The sequence below is a fragment of the Photobacterium lutimaris genome (assembly GCF_003025555.1).
In the GTDB taxonomy this organism is placed as follows: Bacteria; Pseudomonadota; Gammaproteobacteria; order Enterobacterales; family Vibrionaceae; genus Photobacterium; species Photobacterium lutimaris.
In genome coordinates, this window is sequence record NZ_PYMH01000012.1 from 38,111 (window position 1) to 60,471 (window position 22,361).

19 protein-coding genes and 2 tRNA genes are annotated in these 22,361 nt (G+C 49.4%); 5 read left to right on the forward strand and 16 right to left on the reverse strand.

What is annotated here, in order from left to right; all coding sequences use genetic code 11:
* Nucleotides 1-128 precede the first annotated feature (128 nt).
* Both ubiU and C9I99_RS20395 read left to right on the forward strand, forming a co-directional pair.
* On the forward strand, nt 129-1,136 hold the full coding sequence (gene ubiU / locus C9I99_RS20390) for a ubiquinone anaerobic biosynthesis protein UbiU (RefSeq protein WP_107350677.1): 1,008 nt from the start codon (nt 129-131) through the stop codon (nt 1,134-1,136).
* Between the two features lie 10 nt (nt 1,137-1,146).
* Nucleotides 1,147-2,022, forward strand: a complete 876-nt coding sequence (locus C9I99_RS20395) for a U32 family peptidase (RefSeq protein WP_107350678.1) — start codon at nt 1,147-1,149, stop codon at nt 2,020-2,022.
* Between the two features lie 85 nt (nt 2,023-2,107).
* Here C9I99_RS20395 and nlpI read toward each other — a convergent pair whose 3' ends face one another.
* The 15 genes from nlpI to rlmE form a co-directional block, all read right to left on the reverse strand.
* Entirely contained in the window at nt 2,108-3,016 is a 909-nt protein-coding gene (nlpI, locus tag C9I99_RS20400; RefSeq protein ID WP_208113443.1) for a lipoprotein NlpI, read from the reverse strand.
* A gap of 173 nt (nt 3,017-3,189) precedes the next feature.
* Complete coding sequence (gene pnp, locus C9I99_RS20405; protein WP_107350680.1) at nt 3,190-5,313, reverse strand: polyribonucleotide nucleotidyltransferase; 2,124 nt, start codon at nt 5,311-5,313, stop codon at nt 3,190-3,192.
* Nucleotides 5,314-5,560: 247 nt separating this feature from the next.
* Nucleotides 5,561-5,830 carry a 30S ribosomal protein S15 gene (rpsO, locus tag C9I99_RS20410; RefSeq protein WP_006646210.1) on the reverse strand — a complete coding sequence of 90 codons (270 nt, stop codon included), beginning with the start codon at nt 5,828-5,830 and terminating at the stop codon, nt 5,561-5,563.
* Between the two features lie 239 nt (nt 5,831-6,069).
* Complete coding sequence (gene truB, locus C9I99_RS20415; protein ID WP_107350681.1) at nt 6,070-7,014, reverse strand: tRNA pseudouridine(55) synthase TruB; 945 nt, start codon at nt 7,012-7,014, stop codon at nt 6,070-6,072.
* Between the two features lie 3 nt (nt 7,015-7,017).
* On the reverse strand, nt 7,018-7,416 hold the full coding sequence (rbfA, locus tag C9I99_RS20420; protein WP_107350682.1) for a 30S ribosome-binding factor RbfA: 399 nt from the start codon (nt 7,414-7,416) through the stop codon (nt 7,018-7,020).
* A 96-nt stretch (nt 7,417-7,512) separates the two neighbouring features.
* Nucleotides 7,513-10,263, reverse strand: a complete 2,751-nt coding sequence (gene infB, locus C9I99_RS20425) for a translation initiation factor IF-2 (RefSeq protein ID WP_107350683.1) — start codon at nt 10,261-10,263, stop codon at nt 7,513-7,515.
* Between the two features lie 27 nt (nt 10,264-10,290).
* On the reverse strand, nt 10,291-11,778 hold the full coding sequence (nusA, locus tag C9I99_RS20430) for a transcription termination factor NusA (RefSeq protein WP_107350684.1): 1,488 nt from the start codon (nt 11,776-11,778) through the stop codon (nt 10,291-10,293).
* 22 nt (nt 11,779-11,800) lie between these two features.
* Complete coding sequence (rimP, locus tag C9I99_RS20435) at nt 11,801-12,256, reverse strand: ribosome maturation factor RimP (RefSeq protein ID WP_107350685.1); 456 nt, start codon at nt 12,254-12,256, stop codon at nt 11,801-11,803.
* Nucleotides 12,257-12,434: 178 nt separating this feature from the next.
* Nucleotides 12,435-12,511 (reverse strand) — tRNA-Met (locus tag C9I99_RS20440).
* Nucleotides 12,512-12,569: 58 nt separating this feature from the next.
* Nucleotides 12,570-12,654, reverse strand: a tRNA-Leu gene (locus tag C9I99_RS20445).
* A 12-nt stretch (nt 12,655-12,666) separates the two neighbouring features.
* Entirely contained in the window at nt 12,667-13,002 is a 336-nt protein-coding gene (gene secG / locus C9I99_RS20450) for a preprotein translocase subunit SecG (RefSeq protein ID WP_107350686.1), read from the reverse strand.
* A gap of 197 nt (nt 13,003-13,199) precedes the next feature.
* Nucleotides 13,200-14,537, reverse strand: a complete 1,338-nt coding sequence (gene glmM / locus C9I99_RS20455) for a phosphoglucosamine mutase (protein WP_107350687.1) — start codon at nt 14,535-14,537, stop codon at nt 13,200-13,202.
* Between the two features lie 47 nt (nt 14,538-14,584).
* The gene (folP, locus tag C9I99_RS20460; RefSeq protein ID WP_107350688.1) at nt 14,585-15,424 is read right to left on the reverse strand and encodes a dihydropteroate synthase; all 840 of its coding nucleotides are present in this window, start codon (nt 15,422-15,424) and stop codon (nt 14,585-14,587) included.
* An 82-nt stretch (nt 15,425-15,506) separates the two neighbouring features.
* Nucleotides 15,507-17,483 (reverse strand): ATP-dependent zinc metalloprotease FtsH, encoded by a 1,977-nt coding sequence (ftsH, locus tag C9I99_RS20465; RefSeq protein WP_107350689.1) that lies wholly within the window; start codon nt 17,481-17,483, stop codon nt 15,507-15,509.
* A gap of 49 nt (nt 17,484-17,532) precedes the next feature.
* Nucleotides 17,533-18,162 (reverse strand): 23S rRNA (uridine(2552)-2'-O)-methyltransferase RlmE, encoded by a 630-nt coding sequence (gene rlmE / locus C9I99_RS20470; protein WP_107350690.1) that lies wholly within the window; start codon nt 18,160-18,162, stop codon nt 17,533-17,535.
* Nucleotides 18,163-18,300: 138 nt separating this feature from the next.
* Here rlmE and yhbY point away from each other — a divergent pair, with 138 nt between their 5' ends.
* Nucleotides 18,301-18,597 carry a ribosome assembly RNA-binding protein YhbY gene (yhbY, locus tag C9I99_RS20475; protein ID WP_107300350.1) on the forward strand — a complete coding sequence of 99 codons (297 nt, stop codon included), beginning with the start codon at nt 18,301-18,303 and terminating at the stop codon, nt 18,595-18,597.
* A 96-nt stretch (nt 18,598-18,693) separates the two neighbouring features.
* Here the strand turns inward: yhbY and greA are convergent, their stop codons facing one another.
* On the reverse strand, nt 18,694-19,167 hold the full coding sequence (gene greA / locus C9I99_RS20480) for a transcription elongation factor GreA (protein ID WP_107350691.1): 474 nt from the start codon (nt 19,165-19,167) through the stop codon (nt 18,694-18,696).
* 522 nt (nt 19,168-19,689) lie between these two features.
* Here greA and C9I99_RS20485 point away from each other — a divergent pair.
* Both C9I99_RS20485 and dacB read left to right on the forward strand, forming a co-directional pair.
* Entirely contained in the window at nt 19,690-20,646 is a 957-nt protein-coding gene (locus C9I99_RS20485) for a porin (protein ID WP_107350692.1), read from the forward strand.
* A 235-nt stretch (nt 20,647-20,881) separates the two neighbouring features.
* Nucleotides 20,882-22,345: a serine-type D-Ala-D-Ala carboxypeptidase gene (gene dacB, locus C9I99_RS20490; RefSeq protein ID WP_107350693.1), complete on the forward strand. Its 1,464-nt coding sequence runs from the start codon at nt 20,882-20,884 to the stop codon at nt 22,343-22,345.
* Nucleotides 22,346-22,361: the final 16 nt, after the last annotated feature.

Below are 22,361 nucleotides of genomic sequence, written 5' to 3' on the forward strand. Positions count from 1 at the left end.
CCGTGCAAAAGTGGAAAATAAGTTGTCCTAAATCAACAAAACCTGCCTGACATCAAAACACGGTGACAGACTGCCCCCTACTATTTGCTCTTATTACTTTCTTTTCACACTGGTAGATAAAAAATAATATGGAGCTTCTCTGCCCCGCCGGTAACTTGCCGGCGCTGAAAACTGCCATTGATAACGGCGCAGACGCGGTTTATATCGGCTTCAAAGACGATACCAACGCGCGCCACTTTGCAGGTTTAAATTTTACAGGACGTAAACTCGAAAAAGCCGTGCAATACGTGCGTGACCACGACCGTAAATTGCATGTTGCCCTCAATACTTTCGCCCATCCTGATGGCTTTGATCGCTGGCGCGCCGCTGTAGACAACGCTGCGGCTATGGGGGTCGATGCGCTGATTGTTGCTGACATCGCAGTATTAGAGTATGCCGCTACCAAATACCCGGACCTCGAACTGCACTTATCGGTGCAGGCATCGGCGACCAATACCGCCGCGATAGACTTCTACCAGCAAAACTTCAATGTTAAACGGGTTGTCTTACCGCGCGTACTGTCGATCCACCAGGTCAAGCAGCTGGCACGCAATACCAGTGTCGAGCTGGAAGTGTTCGCCTTTGGTAGCCTGTGCATCATGTCTGAGGGCCGTTGCTACCTCTCTTCCTACATGACGGGAGAATCACCGAATACCGTCGGTGCCTGCTCGCCGGCCAAATTCGTACGCTGGCAGGAAACGCCTGCGGGTCTGGAGTCTCGCCTCAACGAGGTGTTGATTGACCGCTATGCCCACGGTGAGAATGCTGGCTACCCGACCCTGTGCAAGGGCCGCTTCGACGTCAATCTTGATGGTGAAGATCGCCGCTACCATGCACTCGAAGAGCCGACCAGTCTCAATACCCTTGAGATCTTGCCTGAACTATTTAAGGCCAATATTGCCTCGGTGAAAATCGAAGGGCGCCAGCGCAGTCCTGCCTATGTCGAGCAGGTTACCCGCACATGGCGTGCTGCGATTGACCGCTACCTGGCCTCGCCAGAAAATTACAGTGTTGAACCGGCTTGGAACGCCTGCCTCGGCAATGTTTCGGAAGGCAAGCAAACCACCCTCGGTGCCTACCACCGTAAATGGCAATAAGGAGCCAGCAATGAAATATTCTCTTGGCCCGCTGCTCTATTTCTGGCCAAAAATGGACGTCGAGGCGTTCTACCAGCAAGCAGCAGAAGCTAACACCGATATCATCTACCTCGGTGAAACCGTCTGTTCAAAGCGGCGCGAGATAAAACCGGCACACTGGTTTGATATCGCCAAGGCGCTTTCTGCCAGTGGTAAACAGGTCGTACTGTCGACTATGGCCCTGCTCGAGGCCCCAAGCGAGGTCAATGTTATGAAAAAATACATTGATAACGGCGATTTCGCGATCGAGGCCAACGATGTTTCGGCGATCCAGCTGGCCCATGAAAGCAAAGTGCCTTTCGTGGTTGGCCCTGCCGTGAACTGCTACAACGCCCAAACCCTCAATCTGTTTTTGAAAAAAGGCATGATCCGCTGGTGTATGCCGGTTGAGCTATCACGCGATTGGCTACAGAACGTGGCCAGCGAGTGTGAACAACTGGGGATCCGCGACAAATTCGAAACCGAGGTGTTCAGCTACGGCTACCTGCCGCTCGCCTACTCGGCCCGCTGTTTCACCGCCCGAGCTGAAGATCGCGCCAAAGACGACTGCGAAACCTGCTGTATCAAATACCCGACCGGGATCACTGTCAACAGCCAGGAAGAACAGAAGATCTTCACCCTCAACGGAATCCAAACCCAATCCGGTTACTGCTATAACCTGATCAACGATCAGCCGGGAATGGCTGGTTTGGTGGACGTGGTACGACTGAGCCCGATGGGTATCGATACCCTGTCGCTGGTCGATAGTTTCCGTGCCAACCAGCATGGTGAGCAGCAGCAGCCACTAAAAGGCGGCCACCACTGCAACGGCTACTGGCATAACCTGGCCGGACTTAACATCGAATAGGTCTGAACACTTAGCGTCTGCAACAAAAAAGCCGCGGCAATTGCATTGCCGCGGCTTTTGTTTATCCATTCAGGCTGGAGTTAACCTACACGCCCTCTTCTTCAGGCGGTGTCATTGGCTGGCTGAGGCTCACTTCGGTCATCAACCGGTTGAGCTCAAGCAAGGCGAAGCGGTGTTCGACAAACTCATAGACATTGGCGGATAACGTCAGCTTGTAGAGCATCAGTGCCGAAGAGAAGTCTTTATTGTAGTGGTAACGCTTGCCCAGATAGAAATACGCCTCAGTCAGGCGCTCGGCCAGCACATCGTTATCTTCACTTTCGGTGGCGATCTGACGCAGGAATTCGGACTCACTGACATCATCGAGGTACAGGCGAACAAGTTCCCAGCCCCAGTCCTGATGGTCATCAGCGGCATCATAGCGGTTACGCAGCTTCTCGGCTGCGGTAACAGGGTCTTGCTCCTGCTCTACCAGATAAAGCCATATTACCCGATAAGGATCATTGATATTCTGCTGGTAATGGGCGTTGAGATCTTCAAACGCCAGCGCGTAACGGCCACCATAGTACAGGGCAATACCCCGGTTGCGCTGGGCAAAAGGATGGCGAACATTAAGCTCTAGGGTAGAGTCAAAGGCTTCATAGGCCGCATCGAAATGAGCACCTTGGGTAAAATACACCCCTAGGATATTGAAGACATCCGGCTGATCCGGTTTCAGAGAAAGTGACTGATTGAAGTCCAGTCTTGCCAAATCGCGTAACCCGAGGCTGTCGTGCAGCAAGCCACGCTCATAATAAACCTGAGCCAAGGTTTGGTTATCCAGATCATCACGCTTTAACAGCTGATCAATCCGGGCCAACTGAATTTGTTGTTGGATAGTCGGCTGGAACGGTACCGCCATCGGTGGCTGGGTCCACTCCGACTGAGGTGATGAACAGCCGGACAATACCAAGACTAGCGCTAGGCACGCGAGTTTTATCCTATTTGCAATCAATGCAGTTCTCCCTGAGTGAGACACGTCTATCTCTAGCATATACCATCGTAGCCCATAAGAGTCGCCACCGCGTTCTCCAGACCGATTATTGCAAGGGATTTTCCGGTGAGCTCTCAATAAAATAAAAAAAGGGGCTGAATAGCCCCTTTATATCATGATTTTAGCAAAAAGCCTTAGGCTTCTGGCTTCTCTTCGCCAGCGGCTGCTGGGTTCTGATCAGCTTGTGCTTCTTTCATGCTCAGACGGATACGGCCCTGACGGTCGATTTCCAGTACCTTAACCTGTACTTCCTGACCCATCTCTAGGTGATCAGCCACTTTCTCGATACGCTCTTGAGAGATTTGAGAAATGTGAACAAGGCCTTCTTTCGCACCGATAACAGAAACGAATGCACCGAAATCAACGATACGCATTACTTTACCGGTGTAGATACGACCAACTTCAACGTCAGCGGTGATCTCTTCGATGCGACGGATAGCTTCTTTCGCAGCTGTACCTTCAGTCGCAGCAATCTTCACTGTACCGTCATCTTCGATTTCGATCGTTGTGCCCGTTTCTTCGGTTAGTGCACGGATAACGGCACCACCTTTACCAATCACGTCTTTGATCTTCTCAGGGTTGATCTTCAGCGTGTGGATACGCGGAGCGAACTCAGAGATATCTTCGCGAGGTGCGTTGATCGCCTGATCCATAACATCAAGGATATGCGTACGCGCACCTTTTGCTTGGTTCAAAGCAATCTGCATGATTTCTTTGGTGATACCTTCGATTTTGATATCCATCTGCAGTGCAGTGATACCGTCTTGAGTACCCGCTACTTTGAAGTCCATGTCACCAAGGTGGTCTTCGTCACCCAAGATGTCAGAAAGAACAACAAAGTCATCGCCTTCTTTAACAAGACCCATTGCGATACCCGCAACAGACGCCTTGATTGGCACACCAGCGTCCATAAGCGCAAGAGATGTACCACATACAGAAGCCATTGACGACGAACCGTTAGATTCAGTGATTTCCGATACAACACGTACTGTGTATGGGAACTCGTCAACAGATGGCATTACTGCAGCAATACCACGCTTAGCCAGTTTACCGTGACCGATTTCACGACGCTTCGGCGAACCAACGAAACCTGTTTCACCTACACAGTACGGAGGGAAGTTGTAGTGTAGAAGGAAGTGATCTTTCTTCTCACCCATTAGGCTATCGATGATTTGTGCATCACGTTGGGTACCAAGCGTTGCAGTGACAAGCGCCTGAGTTTCACCACGTGTAAACAGTGAAGAACCGTGAGTACGTGGAAGTACACCAGTACGTACGTCTAGCGCACGAACCATGTCTTTTTCACGACCATCGATACGTGGGTTACCCGCGATGATACGGCTACGTACAACGTTCTTCTCCAGAGAACCAAGCATGTCACGAATTTCGCGCTCATCCAGTGCTTCGTTTTCTGCCAGTAGTGATTCAACAACGTCAGATTTGATTGCGCCAACCTGCTCGTAACGCGCCATCTTTTCTGTGATTTGGTAAGCCGTCGCTAGACGTGCTTCTGCTTTATCAGCAACAAGTGCTTTAAGCTCAGTGTTGACAGCTGGTGCAGTCCAATCCCATGCAGGCGTTGCTACTTCAGCCGCGAAATCTTTGATCGCGTTGATAACAACTTGCTGCTGGTCGTGGCCATAAACAACCGCTTGTAGCATTTGCTCTTCAGATAGACGGTCAGCTTCTGACTCAACCATCAATACAGCGCCTTCAGTACCCGCGACAACAAGGTCTAGCTTGCTCTCTTCAAGTTCAGTGTTGCTAGGGTTCAATACCAACTGATCGTTGATGTAACCAACACGTGCTGCACCGATAGGGCCATTGAAAGGAATACCAGAGATAGCCAGTGCCGCAGAAGTACCGATCATGGTCACGATATCTGGGTTAACGTCTGGGTTGATAGAAACAACAGTAGCAATTACTTGTACTTCGTTCTTGAAATCATCTGGGAATAGCGGACGAATTGGACGGTCAATCAGGCGAGCTGTTAGGGTTTCGCCTTCTGATGGACGGCCTTCACGCTTGAAGAAACCACCAGGGATTTTACCCGCAGCGTAAGTACGCTCTTGGTAGTTAACAGTTAGTGGGAAGAAGTCTTGGCCTTCTACCGCTGTTTTCTTACCAACTACAGAGACGAATACAGATGTATCATCCATGCTTACCATTACAGCAGCAGTAGCTTGACGTGCCATTACACCAGTTTCGATAGTAACCGTGTGGTTACCGTACTGGAAAGTCTTTACGATAGGATTCACGTGAATTTCCTTAATTTATTCCGCTTTCTATTTGCGCCGTTAAGTATATCTGACACAAGGAAAAGCGTCATGTGATGAAAAGCACTTTACGGTAATTTCACGTATCGCGACTAATGAAAATTCCCTCTCGGGAGGAAAACTGTCATTAGTCGCGACCTGAAGGTCGACGAAAACGACTCGTGTTATTACAGATGGAAGCGCATAGATAAAAAGAAAGGAGCCATTCGGCTCCTTTCAGAAAGCAATCTTAGCGACGTAGGCCTAGACGCTTGATTAGGTCTTGGTAACGATCTAGGTTCTTACCTTTAAGGTAGTCTAGAAGCTTACGACGACGAGAAACCATGCGAAGTAGACCGCGACGGCTGTGGTGGTCGTGCTTGTGGTTAGCAAAGTGACCTTGAAGGTGGTTGATCTGTGCTGTTAGCAAAGCAACCTGAACTTCAGGAGAACCAGTGTCGTTTTCGCACTGCGCGTAATCAGCAACGATTGCTGCTTTAGTTTCTGCATTCAGAGACATAACTCATTCCTAATACAAAGATGTTTCTAATTTGCGCCAGCCAATCTCTGATTCAGCCGACACCCGAGCCGCGGATTATACGTGGAGCGTAAAATAACTACAAGATAATTTATGCGGGAAATGGGCGATGGGCGATGGGCGATGGGCGATGGGCGATGGGCGATGCAATATAAAAAGAGCAGGGTATTGGAATCAATACCCTGCTCTTTCAACATACCGAAAGTTCTGGTGCTATTTCGCTATGCCTGCGGGTTTGCCATGACACGCTTAGGCGCCAACTGGCCCTCAGAGTCAACCACGCCAATGCCGATAAACTCTTTCTGCTCAGCAACAGTGATACGCACTAGCGTACCTTCTGCTGGCAAGCGGCCCGCACGCACCGGGTTACCATTAAGGATATATACCGCCGATGCTGGAGGGATATTCACTTCTGGCAGGTCTTGCACCGCTGTGTCAGTGGGTAGCAGAAGTGGATCCAGCAGCTCTGAAGGGGCAATATCCTGCACCTTAGCCTGCTCAAGCAAAGCTTCAAGCTGCTCGATAGTCATCATCCGCTCCATCGGGTAGTTGGAAACTCCCGTACGGCGCAGGAAGGTGACGTGTGCACCACAACCTAGCATCTCACCAAGATCATCAACGATCGTACGGATGTACGTGCCTTTCGACACATGCAGTTCCATTTCCACTTCGTTATCGCTAAAGCGCAGCAGATCCACCGAATAGACGGTGATTTTGCGTGATTCACGCGGTACTTCAATTCCCTCACGGGCGTACTCGTACAGCTTACGGCCTTGGTATTTCAACGCCGAGTACATCGACGGGATTTGATCGGTCGTACCACGGAATTTAGCAATGCAACGCTCAAGCTGACCACGATCGACTTTCACCTCGCGGGTCTGTACCACTTCACCGTCAGAATCTGAGGTATCAGTGCGCTCGCCCAGCTTGGCAATCACCCGGTAGCGCTTATCCGAATCGAGCAAGAATTGCGAGAACTTGGTCGCTTCACCAAAACAAATCGGCAGCATGCCCGTCGCTAAAGGATCCAGGGCACCGGTATGGCCTGCTTTTTGGGCGAAAAAGATACGCTTCACTTTCTGCAGCGTATCATTTGAACTAATGCCCGTTGGCTTATCCACCAGAATGACACCGTCTATCGGACGGCCCTTACGACGACGTGCCATGCTTTATTCCTCGCCTTCAGCTTCTGGTTCGTCACCGCGGCGATCTTCGTCATCACGCACGGCTTTTGAGACCAAATTAGAAATACGCATACCTTCAGTCAAAGATTGATCAAAGATGAAGTTTAGCTCAGGCGTCACACGCAGGCGGATTTCCTTGCCTAGCAATGAACGGATGTATGGTGCTATTTCACGCAGTGCTTCTAAGCTGCCTTCCGGTGTTTGCTCGCCAATGGTTAGGAAAGTCACATACACTTTGGCGTAGTTCATATCTCGCGATACATCAACACTTGAGATGGTTGTCATACCAATGCGTGGATCTTTCAATTCACGCTGCAGGATCACTGCTAGCTCTTTTTGTAGCTGCTGCGCAACGCGCTGGGTGCGGCTAAATTCTTTAGACATTCAATTCCTCTCTTAGAGAAAACTCTCTTGAAAGAATGGGGAGCCGAAGCTCCCCATAAAATTATTTGTTATAAAACAGCTTTTTGGCTCTTGAAATTAGTCAAGAGTACGCTGAATTTCAACAATTTCGTAAACTTCGATCTGGTCGCCGACACGAACATCGTTGTAGTTCTTAACGCCGATACCACACTCGTAGCCGTTCTTCACTTCCTGAACGTCGTCTTTGAAGCGACGTAGTGACTCAAGCTCACCTTCGTAGATAACTACGTTATCACGCAATACGCGGATTGGGTTGTTACGCTTGATAGTACCTTCAGTAACCATACAACCGGCGATAGCACCGATCTTAGGCGACTTGAACACGTCACGAACTTCAGCAAGACCAATGATTTCCTGCTTGAACTCAGGAGACAGCATACCGCCCATTGCCGCTTTCACTTCGTCAATCAACTGGTAGATGATTGAGTAGTAGCGTAGGTCAAGGTTCTCAGTTTCGATAGTACGACGCGCTGAAGCATCAGCACGAACGTTGAAACCAAGAAGAATCGCGTTAGAGGCTGCAGCAAGTACTGCATCAGTCTCAGTCAGACCACCAACACCAGAACCAACGATGTTAACCTTCACTTCGTCAGTTGATAGCTTGCGTAGTGAATCAGCAATCGCTTCAACTGAACCTTGTACGTCAGCTTTTAGGACAACGTTAAGTTCAGCAACTTCACCGGCAGTCATGTTCGAGAACATGTTTTCCAGTTTCGCTTTCTGCTGGCGAGCCAGTTTAACATCACGGAATTTGCCCTGACGGTAAAGTGCAACTTCACGCGCTTTACGCTCATCACGGACAACCGTCGCTTCATCACCTGAAGAAGGCACACCAGAAAGACCAAGGATCTCAACCGGGATTGAAGGACCCGCAGACTCGATGTCTTGACCCAGCTCGTCGCGCATTGCACGAACACGACCATGCTCAAGACCACACAGAACGATGTCACCTTTGCGAAGTGTACCAGCTTGTACAAGTACTGTTGCAACAGGACCGCGACCTTTATCTAGGCGTGATTCAACAACAACACCGCTCGCCATGCCTTCTTCAACTGCTGTCAGTTCAAGAATTTCAGACTGAAGCAAGATAGCTTCTAGCAGACCGTCAATGTTAGTCCCTTGTTTCGCAGAGATGTGAACAAACATGTTCTCACCGCCCCACTCTTCAGGGATAACATCATACTGAGCTAGCTCATTCTTAACGTTGTCTGGGTTTGCGTCTTCTTTATCGATCTTGTTAACAGCAACAATTAGAGGAACACCTGCCGCTTTCGCGTGCTGGATTGCCTCAACAGTCTGTGGCATCACACCATCATCTGCTGCAACAACAAGAACAACGATATCTGTCGCTTGAGCACCACGAGCACGCATTGCGGTAAACGCAGCGTGTCCAGGAGTATCAAGGAAAGTGATCATACCGTTGTCAGTTTCAACGTGGTATGCACCGATGTGCTGGGTAATACCGCCCGCTTCGCCAGAAGCAACGTGCGCTTTACGGATGTAATCCAGTGTTGATGTTTTACCGTGGTCAACGTGACCCATGATGGTAACAACAGGAGCACGAGGAACAACGGTCAGGTTTTCGTCACGGTCAGACAGTACCGCTTCTTCAAGTTCGTTCTCTTTACGTAGAACAACCTTGTGACCCATTTCTTCTGCAACTAGTGCTGCAGTTTCCTGATCAATAACCTGGTTGATGGTTGCCATCGCACCCATCTTCATCATCACCTTGATAACTTCAACGCCCTTTACAGACATCTTGTTAGCAAGTTCAGAGACAACGATAGTCTCGCCGATAACGACATCTTGCTTAGCAACAGTCGCGGTCTTGTCAAAGCCATGCTGCATTGACGTCGGCTTGTTCATCTGAGGCTTACCACGGCCACGCTGGTTGCGGCCACCGCGGTTGTCTTGTTTAGGAGCCGCTTTTTTCTTCTTGCGGCGACGGGTAGTACCCCCCTCTTCCTTACGATCTTGCTCGTCTTCAGCTGCGCGTGCGTAGCTAGACGTTGTAGTATGGTAGTCTGTTTTATCCATATTACCTTTTTCCTGGTCAGGTTTTGACCAGTTCTTTTCATTAATTTCTGCCATTTTGCGTGCCTCTTCTAGCTGACGCTGACTGTCTTCTTCGGCTTTACGCTTGGCTTCCTCTTCCCGGCGACGTTGTAGCGACTCAGCTTCTTTCTTAGCCTGTTCATCAGCGGCGGCGCGTTTAGCTTTTTCTTCGGCCAAACGCTTATCTTCTGCGTCACGCTTCTGCTTATCCTCAGCATTGCGATCCGCATTCTGTTCTGCATTTTGTTTAGCTTTTTCTTCAGCTAAACGCGTTTCTTCAGCAGCACGCTTAGCCGCTTCTTCAGCTTCGCGTTTTGCCTGCTCTTCTGCTTCACGCTTGGCAGCTTCTTTGGCTGCTAGCTGAGCGGCTTCTTCCGCTTCGCGCTGGGCTGTATCTTCAGCCTGGCGCTTTGCTTCTTCCGCGGCACGCTGTTCTTCTTCAAGCGCAGAACGCTTTACGTAGGTGCGCTTTTTGCGCACTTCTACCTGAACACTTTTATTTTTGCCACCAGAGCCCGAAACACTCAGGGTGCTTCGGGTCTTACGTTGCAAAGTAAGGCGTGTAGGAGCCTCGCCAGCACTGCTATCACCACCATGTTCTTTCTTCAGGTGGGCTAACAGTGTCTGTTTTTCCTGTTGGCTTACGCTTTCTTCAGCTTTCTTGCTGATACCAGCATCGGCAAACTGTTGAAGCACACGGTCAATCGGCGTACCAATTTCCTCGGCTAATGCTTTAACTGTAACCTCTGACATGCTGCTTCTCCCTTGCGTATGAATTTTTTATGCTTCGTCACTGAACCAGCAAATGTTGCGAGCAGCCATAATTAACTCGCCCGCTCTTGCTTCATCGACACCTTCAATATCAGTAAGATCGTCAGTACCCTGATCAGCAAGATCTTCTAGCGTCGCAACACCTTTCGCGGCCAGTTTGAACGCAAGCTCACGCTCCAAGCCTTCCAGACCCAGTAGATCTTCAGCAGGCTCAACACCTTCAAAAGTTTCTTCCTGAGCAAGGGCAAGCGTGGTTAGCGCTTCTTTCGCGCGGTTACGCAGCTCTTCAACTGTGTCTTCGTCCAAGCCTTCTACACCCATCAGCTCGGCTACTGGTACGTAGGCGATTTCTTCAAGCGTAGTGAAACCTTCTTCAACCAATACAGTGGCGAAGTCTGCGTCAATATCAAGGTGCTTAGTGAACACTTCGATAGACTCTTGGGCTTCTTCTTGGTGTTTCTTCTGAAGATCTTCAACTGTCATCACATTCAGTTCCCAGCCAGTAAGCTGAGACGCCAAGCGAACGTTCTGACCACTACGGCCGATTGCTTGAGCAAGGTTATCCTTCTCTACCGCAATATCCATAGTATGGTTATCTTCATCAACGATGATCGAGCTAACTTCTGCCGGAGCCATCGCATTGATCACGTACTGAGCAGGGTTCTCATCCCACAGTACGATATCGATACGCTCGCCACCTAGTTCGCCAGAGACAGCCTGTACACGTGCACCACGCATACCCACACATGCACCCACAGGGTCAATGCGCTTGTCGTTCGTCTTCACAGCGATCTTGGCACGAGAACCTGGATCACGAGCCGCACCCATCAGTTCAATCATCTCTTCGCCGATTTCCGGCACTTCGATGCGGAATAGCTCTGTTAGCATTTCAGGCTTAGAGCGAGTCATGAACAACTGGAAACCGCGTGCTTCAGGACGTACTGCGTACAGAAGGCCACGAATACGGTCGCCTGGGCGGAAGTTTTCACGCGGCAACTGGTCGTCGCGCTGGATAACAGCTTCTGCATTGTTACCAAGGTCAATGATAACAGCATCGCGGTTAACTTTCTTTACTACGCCGGTGATTAGCTCACCTTCGTTGTCAACAAACTGTTCAACGATTTGAGCACGTTCAGCTTCACGTACTTTCTGTACGATAACCTGCTTCGCAGTCTGCGTGGTGATTCGGTCGAAAGTAACCGATTCGATTTCGTCTTCAACGAAGCCGTCAAGCTCGATGGTTTCATCATCAAACTGGGCTGCTTCCAAAGTGATTTCCAGCGTAGGCTGAGTCACCTCTTCAACCGCTTTCCAGCGACGGAAGGTTTCGAATTCACCAGTCTTACGGTCGATAGCTACGCGAACATCGATTTCCGCTTCATGTTTTTTCTTCGTTGCTGTGGCCAGTGCGATCTCCAGTGCTTCAAAGATACGCTCACGAGGTACAGCTTTTTCGTTGGATACCGCTTCAACGACAGCCAAGATTTCTTTGTTCATTTCTAATGCCCCAATTTAGCGGTTAGAATTTTGGAACCAGGTTGGCCTTGGAAATATTGCTCAGTGCAAATGTTTCTTCATTGCCATCAACATTTAATGTGACAAGCTCACCTTCAACGGCAACGATATCACCTTTCCACTTACGACGGTTGCCCATCGCCATTTTCAACACCAAGTTGACCTCGTGGCCAATAAACTGTTGGTAATGTGCGGCTTTAAACAGCGGCCTTTCTAGACCAGGGGAAGAGACCTCCAGGTGATAGGCTACAGTGATAGGATCTTCAACATCCATCACCGCGCTTACCTGGCGGCTTACTTCGGCACAATCATCAACGTTAATACCGTTTTCATGATCGATGAATACTCGTAGTGTTGAGTGTTCACCGGCACGGATAAATTCCAGACCGACAAGTTCATAGCCCGTGGCCGTTACCGGCGCCTCAAGCAGTTCGGTCAATTGCATCTCTAAAGCTGTCAAGACAACCCCCCGGAAACAAAAAAAGGGCTATAAAGCCCAGTAGATACCTGAATGGTCATGTTTCAGATAATAAAAAACCCCGAATTACGGGGTTTTTTATCACTGGACCCTGATTACCACAGCGGGTCGCTGTGATAGAAAAAACAACCTTACTAATAATAGCTGCTTTTTCGGAAAGTGGTTGCGGGGGCCGGATTTGAACCGACGACCTTCGGGTTATGAGCCCGACGAGCTACCAAGCTGCTCCACCCCGCGTCCGTAATCTGATAGCGATTATATCGCTCAGACATCACTCTTTCAAGTGACTAAATAATGGTGCCGAGAAGGGGACTTGAACCCCTACACCTTGCGGCACTAGCACCTCATGCTAGCGTGTCTACCAATTTCACCATCTCGGCTAAATTCTTTATTTACTCAGGAATGTCACTATTAGCAGGTGCATTCTGAGTTGGCTCAACAACAACTTGCTCAGTTGCCGGAGCGCTTAGGTCTTCCCAACCACTGGTTTCGTGCGCCTTTTTGCTGCTCATATTACCAAGCACTAGGCTAATAACGAAAAAAATAGTCGCAAAAACTGCGGTCATTCGGGTCAAAAAGTTTCCAGAGCCGCTTGCGCCAAACAGGGTTCCTGATGCGCCAGCCCCAAATGAAGCTCCCATATCTGCGCCTTTACCTTGCTGAACCAATACTAGGCCAATAACACCAAGCGCAGCCAACAGATAAATCACAAGTAGAATTTCGTACATGGGTTCCACCTATGGTTAAATTGTTGTGCCGGCTTTGCTTCAGCAGTGCCAGCGCACCCCTTCCATTAGGAGCGGAATGAATACTAGCGAAAGCGCTCTTCACTGACAAGTAAAATCTCAATGAAAACTCTGTTTCTTGAATCACTTGTCGAAGATTTAAACAAAACCGACACAGATTAGTTGAATTTAGGGCAAAATCAGCAGCTTTCTTTCACTGCGTCAGCAATCAGCAAGGCTGACTCTTTAACCAATGCAGCATCTTCCCCTTCCACCATCACACGGATCAAAGGTTCGGTGCCTGATTTACGTAATAATACGCGCCCCTTATCACCGAGTTTAGCTTCAACGGCTGCGGTTGCAGCAACAACTGCACCGGATTCCAACGGATTAGAATCCCCTTCAAAACGGACGTTCTCCAGCACCTGGGGGTACATGGTCATGCCATCTGCCAACTCTTTCAGGGTCATTTTGCTGCCAACAATCGACGCCATCACCTGCAGGCCAGCAACAATACCGTCACCTGTCGTCACCTTATCAAGCAAGATAACATGGCCTGAATTTTCGGCACCGATCAACCAACCTTGGCTCTTCAGTTCTTCCATCACGTAGCGGTCACCCACTTTGGCACGAACAAACGGGATCCCTAGGTTCTTCAGGGCATTCTCCATCCCCAGGTTAGTCATCAGCGTACCGACCACACCGCCTTTGAGCTCGCCGCGGCGCAGGGCATCACGGGCAATAATGTAGGCGATCTGATCACCATCAATTTTATTGCCTTCCTCGTCGACCATGATCACACGATCACCATCACCGTCCAACGCAATACCAAAGTTAGCTTTCTCTTCCAACACCTTAGCTTGAAGAGCAGCAACATCTGTCGCACCAACTTTGTCATTGATGTTAGTGCCGTTTGGCTCACAGCCAATACTGATCACCTCGGCACCTAACTCTTTGAACACGCTTGGGGCAATGTGATACGTCGCGCCGTGGGCACAGTCGACCACAATTTTATAGCCAGATAGATCATATTTACTCGGGAAGGTGCCTTTACAAAACTCAATATAACGACCGGCCGCATCGTTAATGCGGTATGCCTTGCCCAGCATAGCCGATTCCACGCAGGTCAGCGGCTTGTCCAGTTCTGCTTCAATCGCCAATTCGACTTCATCCGGCAGTTTTGTTCCTTCTGATGAAAAGAACTTAATGCCGTTGTCGTAATAAGGGTTATGAGACGCCGAAATCACGATACCCGCTTCTGCACGAAACGTACGCGTCAGGTAAGCGACAGCCGGGGTTGGCATTGGGCCGGTAAATGCTGCCTGCAAGCCTGCTGCTGCCAAGCCTGCTTCCAGTGCCGATTCCAGCATGTAGCCAGAGATACGGGTGTCTTTACCGATAATCACTTTCTTGGTGCCCTGCTGGGACAACACACGTCCCGCCGCCCAACCCAGTTTCAATACAAAGTCTGGTGTAATCGGGCCCTTGCCCACCAAACCACGAATCCCGTCGGTACCAAAGTACTTACGCTCAGCCATTATCTGCTCCTAGCAATTTATCTATTTTCTTTCCTGCCCGCAGGCATTTACTCGCCCCGCAACTGGGCCAGTGTCATCTCGCACACTTTGAGGACATCAACGGTCTCTTTCGCATCGTGAACTCTGATGATCTGTGCCCCTTTCATGACGGCGATAACAGCGCAGGCAAGGCTACCGGCCAAACAATCGGCCGGCTCTTTATTTAATAATTTGAACACCATCGACTTTCTTGACATTCCAACCAACAGCGGGAGGCCAAAACGATGAAACTCATCAAGGTGAGCAAGTAACTGGTAATTATGCTCAAGGGTTTTGCCAAACCCATATCCAGGATCCAGCAACAACTGATCGCGGGGGATCCCGACTTGCTCACAGGCATGAATACGTTCAGCCAAAAAATCACCGACATCGGCGATAACATCTTGGTATGACGGCTGATGTTGCATTGTACGCGGTTGACCCTGCATGTGCATTACACAAATAGGGACACCGGCCTTCGCTGCCGCCCCCAGCGCTCCTGGCTCCCGCAGGGCGCGGACATCATTGATCAAATCGGCCCCAGCCGTCACCGCCTCGCTCATCACCAGTGCCTTGCTGGTATCTATCGATATCCAGCAATCAAAGCGCTGGCGCAGGGCTTCAATTACCGGCACGACTCGCTCAAGCTCTTGCTCAGCCGCCACTTCATCGGCACCCGGTCGGGTTGATTCACCACCGATATCCAGAATCGACGTGCCTGCAGCCAGCATCTCCTCAGCATGACGTAAGGCCGCGTCCATCCGGTTAAAGCGCCCGCCATCAGAAAAAGAGTCAGGGGTAACATTCAAAATCCCCATGGTATGGGGACGGGAAAGATCTAACGTTTTGGTTTTGCTCTTGAGGATCACGTGTACCGCTCCTGAGGTATTCGGTGTTCTATATGCAAAAAAACCCCGAACTAAGTCGGGGTTTTTGATTAGCTATCAACGATTAGGCTTGTGGCTTATCGTCTTCTTTGTTCTGTACTGACTGAGTATCAGGTGCTTGCTCAGGTTGCGTTTCGGCTTTTGGCTCGGCCACCGCTTCCTCTTGCTCAGCAGGTTGCTCATCAGCGACAGCGTCAGCTTTCATGGTGTCGTCTTCGTTACCCCAGCCTTTTGGTGCTCGAATAACAGTCTTACGCTCCATCAGGTCATCAATTTGACCAGCATCAATCGTTTCGTACTTCATCAACGCATCTTTCATTGCGTGCATGATATCCATGTTTTGCTCTAGGATTTCACGTGCGCGCTCATAGTTGCGGTCAATAAGCGTACGAACTTCATTATCGATAAGCTTCGCCGTATCGTCTGACATGTGCTTGCTTTGCGTTACTGAACGACCGAGGAATACCTCGCCTTCATCTTCCGCGTACAGCAATGGACCAAGCTTTTCAGAGAAGCCCCACTGAGTCACCATCTTACGGGCAATATCGGTAGCACGTTCGATATCGTTCGAAGCACCAGTCGATACTTTGTTAACACCGTAGATTAGCTCTTCAGCCAAACGACCACCGTACAAGCTTGAAATCATTGACTCCAAGAATTCACGGGAATGGCTAACACGGTCTTGCTCAGGCAAGTACATGGTCACACCCAGCGCACGGCCACGAGGAATGATAGAAACCTTGTAGACCGGATCGTGATCCGGCACCAAGCGACCGATAATCGCGTGGCCCGCTTCGTGGTATGCAGTCGATTCTTTCTGTTCGTTAGTCATCACCATTGACTTGCGCTCTGCGCCCATCATGATTTTGTCTTTCGCCAGTTCGAATTCCACCATTGATACAACGCGCTTGTTACCACGGGCAGCAAACAATGCCGCTTCGTTAACCAAGTTCGCTAGATCTGCACCCGAGAAGCCCGGCGTACCACGAGCGATAAGCTCAGGTTTAACATCACCGTCTAACGGTACTTTACGCATGTGAACTTTCAGGATTTGCTCACGACCACGTACATCTGGCAAGCCAACCACAACCTGGCGGTCGAAACGACCAGGACGCAATAGTGCAGGGTCCAGTACGTCAGGACGGTTAGTTGCGGCGATAACGATGATTCCTTCGTTACCTTCGAAACCATCCATTTCAACCAGCATCTGGTTCAGGGTTTGCTCACGCTCATCGTGACCACCGCCCACACCAGCGCCACGCTGACGACCTACCGCATCAATTTCATCGATAAAGATGATACAAGGCGCGGCTTTTTTCGCTTGCTCGAACATGTCACGGACACGGGATGCACCCACACCAACAAACATTTCAACGAAGTCAGAACCTGAAATAGTAAAGAATGGGACTTTCGCTTCACCGGCAATGGCTTTCGCCAACAGGGTTTTACCTGTACCAGGAGGACCAACCATCAGGACACCTGTTGGGATCTTACCGCCCAGTTTCTGGAAGCGGCTTGGATCGCGCAGGTAATCCACCAATTCTTTCACGTCTTCTTTGGCTTCATCACAACCCGCTACGTCAGCGAACGTTGTTTTGATCTGGTCTTCACTCATCATACGAGCCTTAGACTTACCGAACGACATGGCTCCTTTGCCACCTCCGCCCTGCATTTGGCGCATGAAGAAGATCCAGACACCGATGAGCAAGAGCATCGGGAACCAGGATATAAAGATTGAGGCCAGTAGGCTTGGCTCCTCAGGCGGAGTTCCCATGACCTTTACGTTAGCGTTAATAAGATCGTCTAACAGCTTTTGGTCGTTAACGACAGGCAGATAAGTGACGTATCGCGTGTTATCACGTTTGAATACGGTAATTTCACGATCATTGAATCGCACTTCCCTTATCTGATCCTGACCGATTTCACGGACAAAGGTTGTATAGTCGACTTGACGGCCAGCACTATCACCGGGACCGAAACTCTGAAAAACAGACATCAGAACCACAGCGATGACCAACCACAAAATCAAGTTTTTTGCCATGTCACTCAAGGTGTTAACCTCGCGATAACTAATAGATGAATTTAGGGTACTACAGTTTGTAACCTGTAGCTACAATATATACCTCACGAGAACGATCTCGTGATGAATCTGGCTTTCGTATTTTGACTGCCTTGAACATACTACGCACTTCTGCCAGATATTGGTCAAAGCCTTCACCTTGGAAAACTTTTACCGCAAAGCTGCCATCGGGTGCAAGTACTTGTCGACACATATCTAATGCTAGTTCAACAAGATACATAGCTCTAGGCTGATCTGATGCCAAGTTGCCACTCATGTTCGGTGCCATGTCCGATAACACGACATCAACCATGTCCGGCTGGATACGCTCAAGTAACGCATCCAATACTGTCTCCTCTCGAAAATCCCCCTGCAAGAAACTCACGCCAGGCAGCGAATCCATTGGCAAGATGTCACAGGCAATCACCTGCCCTTCATCACCAACAACCTCTGCCGCATACTGTGACCACCCACCAGGAGCCGCACCCAAGTCAACCACAGTCATACCGGGTTTCAGGAGCTTGTCTTTGTTTTGAATTTCTTCGATTTTGAAAATCGCGCGAGAGCGATAGCCCTTCTTTTGAGCTTCTAGAACATATTTGTCGTCAAAATGTTCCTTCAGCCATCGGCCTGAACTGCCCGAATGTTTTTTCTTACTCATGATTTACCTAATGAGTTTGGGTACTTATCAAGTATACTCAGCAACACCACAAATGGCGTATACTAAACAAATTAGTCATCTAGACTATATGGCGTTAGAATACGCGGTTTTCAACCCTAATTTAATAATAGAGCCGACATGAATCTAAGCACCAAGCAGAAGCAATACCTTAAAGGTCTTGCCCACAACCTAAAGCCTGTTGTCCTAATGGGCGCAAATGGCCTGACTGAAGCCGTGATTGCCGAGATTGAACTGGCACTTAACCATCACGAGCTTATCAAGGTTAAAGTGGCTGCTGAAGAGCGCGAGACTAAGGTTTTGATCGTTGACGCAATTGTTCGCGAAACCAAGGCAGAGAAAGTCCAGGTGATTGGTAAGACGCTGGTACTATACCGCCAGAGCGAAGAGCGTAAGATCGAGCTTCCGCGCAAATAAAAAAGGCCGCCGCTGCGGCCTTTTTTATGTCTGTATCATGGCACGGAATGCCATGATCCATTCTTTGGTGATACATTTAATAACAATTTAATGGGATTAAATGTAAGCGACTTCCGCAATTTCAAACTCACGCGTGCCACCCGGCGTGGTGATGGTCACTTCGTCATCCTGCATCTTACCGATAAGGCCACGGGCAATCGGCGAGTTCACAGAAATACGACCCGCTTTGATATCCGCCTCATCGTCACCCACGATCTGGTAAGTCACTTCTTCTTCAGTATCCACGTCAATCAGGCTTACCGTCGTGCCGAAAATCACTTTGCCAGTGTTCTGCATCTTGGTCACGTCGATGACTTGAGATACAGACAGCTTGTACTCGATATCACGGATTTGTGCTTCACAGATACCTTGCTCTTCACGGGCGGCATGATATTCAGCATTCTCTTTCAAATCACCCAATTCACGGGCTTCACCAATGGCCTGTGAAATGATCGGGCGACGCTTCATTAGTACTTCCAGCTCTTCGCGTAGCAGCTTCTCGCCGCGTACCGTCATTGGAATCTTATCCATAACTCTTATTACCTCAACGCCCGTATAGCCACTGCTATTAGGCAAAACAAAGCCAGTCCGACAGGTTGGTCGAACTCAGCGATTACTAATGGGAACACTTCATTCTAAACAAAGATGCCCAAGAGATCATCCTGTTCATTGAGCGGCATACTTTGCATGACAGGCGCTACCCTGCACACGCTAAATCATAAAAACGTCATAATCCATACGCCTAACGCATAGCGATTATTTTTTATGCGCTGGGGATCACAAATTCACGCAATAGAACAATTATCCCAAGCTAAAAAAACAAGCATCAAAGCCTAAAAATAACTAAAAAACACCCCTACAACCGAACTTTATCGATCACAACTAACCACCTGATATATAGCGAAATAAACACCACAAAAAGCACAGAACCGATTGAAATAAAGTATTTTTCAGTTTTTTTTACTAACAGATCGGGCCAGAGACCAGTAAAAAGAACACCATGCATTTAGCATTGATATGCATACAACAAAATAATTCCAAAAGGATTCGACAATGAACAAGAAACTGATTGCTCTAGCAGTAGCAGCAGCATCTATCTCTTCTGTAGCAACAGCAGCGGAAGTTTACTCTGACGAAACATCTAGCCTAGCAGTAGGCGGTCGTTTTGAAGCTCGCGCCGTTCTACAAGATGGTGACGTTACAGACGCATCACGTGTTCGTGTAAACATCGCTGGTAAAACAGACATCACTGACACTGTATACGCGCTAGGTTTCTACGAAGCTGAATACACTGACAAAAACGATGCAGACAAAGTAAACAACCGTCACATCAACGCAGGTATCGGCGGTGACTTCGGTCAGGTTCGTTACGGTAAGACTGACGGCTCTCTAGGCATGCTAACTGACTTCACAGATATCATGTCTTTCCACGGTAACGGTGCTGGTGGTAAAATCGCAGCTGCTGACCGTACGTCTAACAACCTAGCATACGTGGGTTCTTTTGACATCGCAGGCGACAACCTGACTGTTAAAGCTAACTACGTATTCGACGACGGTGCAGATGACGCAGGTTACTCTGCTGGTGCAATCTACGCACTAGACATGGGCCTAGCGTTCGGTGCTGGTTACGGCGAGCAAGATCTAGACGCAAATACAACTGCTAAGCAGGCATTCGGTTCTATCTCGTACACCTTCGGCGACTTCTACGTAGCGGGTCTATACCAAGACGCACGTAATGCTACTGAAAACTCTGATAAAGAGCTTGTTAAAGAATCTCGTGGCTACGAATTCGCTGCAGCTTACACCTACGGCAAGACTGTATTCTCTGGTACTTACAACTACCTAGAAGATACAAACGCATCTGGCTCTAACGCTGATCTAGTTGATGCGTTCGCAATCGATGCAACTCACTACTTCAACAAGAACTTCCGCTCTTACGCATCTTACCAGTTCAACCAGATCTCTGGTGCTGACGATCAGTTCGTTCTTGGTGCACGTTACGACTTCTAATCCTATTTGGATGTAGAGCGCTAACATAGCCTTTTCTAAACACCGGCCTTCTGGCCGGTGTTTTTTTATCTCTGCCATCTCTCTTATTAGAGCCTTTTATCTCCCGCTCCAACCAGCTTGCCTATCTCTGACTTTTTATCTGCTCCATATTGTTTATCATGAGCGTAATGATATTCAAAGATTCATATTCGGAATCTAATGTTCAAACTCACCGTTCAGAAACTAGGGCCTACAGATGCATCTGCCATTTCGTCTTTTGCTTATTAGCGTCACTCTATCGCTGTTTTCCCAGCAGGCAGCAGCCAATCCGGCGGACTCCGATCCCGTACCGACGGTCTCCCCTTCTTTTCAGCCGGATTACCGAGCGCTGCCCGCCGGCCACGATACCGCTTTGCTCGTGGCGGAAGCCAATAGCGGCAAGGTGATTTACGCACAGCGTGAGCACCAATACCAACCGCCGGCCAGCATCCAAAAAATGGTCACGGCCTTGGCTGCGCGACTTTACCTAGGCAAGGACTACCGCTTTGAAACGAGGCTGGAGCAACATGGCGATGATATCGTCCTGCGTTTCAGTGGTGACCCAGCACTGTCACGCCTACAGCTCTCAGCGCTGCTGGGTAAACTCAAAGCCCATACGGGCAAAACCATCAAAGGTGATCTGCTGCTTAACGGCAGCCAATTCAGCGGCTACGAACATGCACCTGGCTGGCCATGGGATATTCTGGGGGTATGTTACAGCGCACCATCGAGCAGCCTGAGCCTTGAGCACAACTGCGTACAGGGTGCTTTGTACAGTAACCGTGGGATCGGTGAAAAAACGCGGGTCAATATTCCCAGCCACCAACCGCTGAAAGTCACGACCGATGCGCGGGTGACGACCAAGGAAGAGCAAAAAACGAGCCACTGCGATCTTGAACTGGTTGATAAAGGACATAACCACTATCACTTGAGCGGCTGTCTTGTTCAACGCGACAAACCGCTACCGCTCAATTTTGCCGTACAAGACACCGAGGCCTACATCAGCCAAGTGATCACGGCTGAATTAAAACGTCTCGGGATCAAGCTAGAAGGCACAATTAAGCGAGATGACAACGCCTCTGACACCAAGGGCAAGGCCATTGCGACCCACCACTCAGCCCCGCTGAGTACATTGCTCGACCACATGGTCAAGGAATCCGATAACCTGTACGCCGACAATATTGCCAAAACCTTAGGGACTCTGTATTTCAGCCAGCCGGGCAGTTTTGCCAACGCCAGCAAGGCTATCAAAGCCATCTTGAAAGATAAGGCCAATATCGACCTAGAGCGGGCCATACTGGTCGATGGTTCAGGCCTGTCGCGCAACAACCGCATGACCGCGAGCCAAATGATGGAAGTGATCACTTACATTTACCGGCATAACGATGAACTCAGCCTTCTTACCACCATGCCCGTCAGCGGCCAGAGCGGTACCCTGCGTTATCGCCAGAGTGTGCGCCAGCAGCCTTTGCAGGGAAAGATCCGCGCCAAAAGCGGCTCACTGTACGGTAGCTATAACCTCGCCGGAATGCTCCAAACACAATCCGGCAACACCTTGCTGTTTGTCCAGATGGTGAGTAACTACTTCCCGCCCGAGCGGGATGACAGCCTACCCGCTATCGCTCCGCCAATTGAGACCTTCGAGCGCAGGCTGTACCAAGGGTTATACAAGCAGTACTAGACTGGCCATACAGAAA

Bases quoted from the DNA above. Each gene is read 5' to 3' on its own strand.
- ubiU (WP_107350677.1), top strand. From the start codon at position 129: ATGGAGCTTCTCTGCCCCGCCGGTAACTTGCCGGCGCTGAAAACTGCC.
- C9I99_RS20395 (WP_107350678.1), top strand. From the start codon at position 1,147: ATGAAATATTCTCTTGGCCCGCTGCTCTATTTCTGGCCAAAAATGGAC.
- rpsO (WP_006646210.1), bottom strand. From the start codon at position 5,830: ATGTCTCTGAATGCAGAAACTAAAGCAGCAATCGTTGCTGATTACGCG.
- truB (WP_107350681.1), bottom strand. From the start codon at position 7,014: ATGGCACGTCGTCGTAAGGGCCGTCCGATAGACGGTGTCATTCTGGTG.
- rbfA (WP_107350682.1), bottom strand. From the start codon at position 7,416: ATGTCTAAAGAATTTAGCCGCACCCAGCGCGTTGCGCAGCAGCTACAA.
- infB (WP_107350683.1), bottom strand. From the start codon at position 10,263: ATGTCAGAGGTTACAGTTAAAGCATTAGCCGAGGAAATTGGTACGCCG.
- nusA (WP_107350684.1), bottom strand. From the start codon at position 11,778: ATGAACAAAGAAATCTTGGCTGTCGTTGAAGCGGTATCCAACGAAAAA.
- secG (WP_107350686.1), bottom strand. From the start codon at position 13,002: ATGTACGAAATTCTACTTGTGATTTATCTGTTGGCTGCGCTTGGTGTT.
- glmM (WP_107350687.1), bottom strand. From the start codon at position 14,537: ATGGCTGAGCGTAAGTACTTTGGTACCGACGGGATTCGTGGTTTGGTG.
- ftsH (WP_107350689.1), bottom strand. From the start codon at position 17,483: ATGGCAAAAAACTTGATTTTGTGGTTGGTCATCGCTGTGGTTCTGATG.
- rlmE (WP_107350690.1), bottom strand. From the start codon at position 18,162: ATGAGTAAGAAAAAACATTCGGGCAGTTCAGGCCGATGGCTGAAGGAA.
- yhbY (WP_107300350.1), top strand. From the start codon at position 18,301: ATGAATCTAAGCACCAAGCAGAAGCAATACCTTAAAGGTCTTGCCCAC.
- greA (WP_107350691.1), bottom strand. From the start codon at position 19,167: ATGGATAAGATTCCAATGACGGTACGCGGCGAGAAGCTGCTACGCGAA.
- C9I99_RS20485 (WP_107350692.1), top strand. From the start codon at position 19,690: ATGAACAAGAAACTGATTGCTCTAGCAGTAGCAGCAGCATCTATCTCT.
- dacB (WP_107350693.1), top strand. From the start codon at position 20,882: ATGCATCTGCCATTTCGTCTTTTGCTTATTAGCGTCACTCTATCGCTG.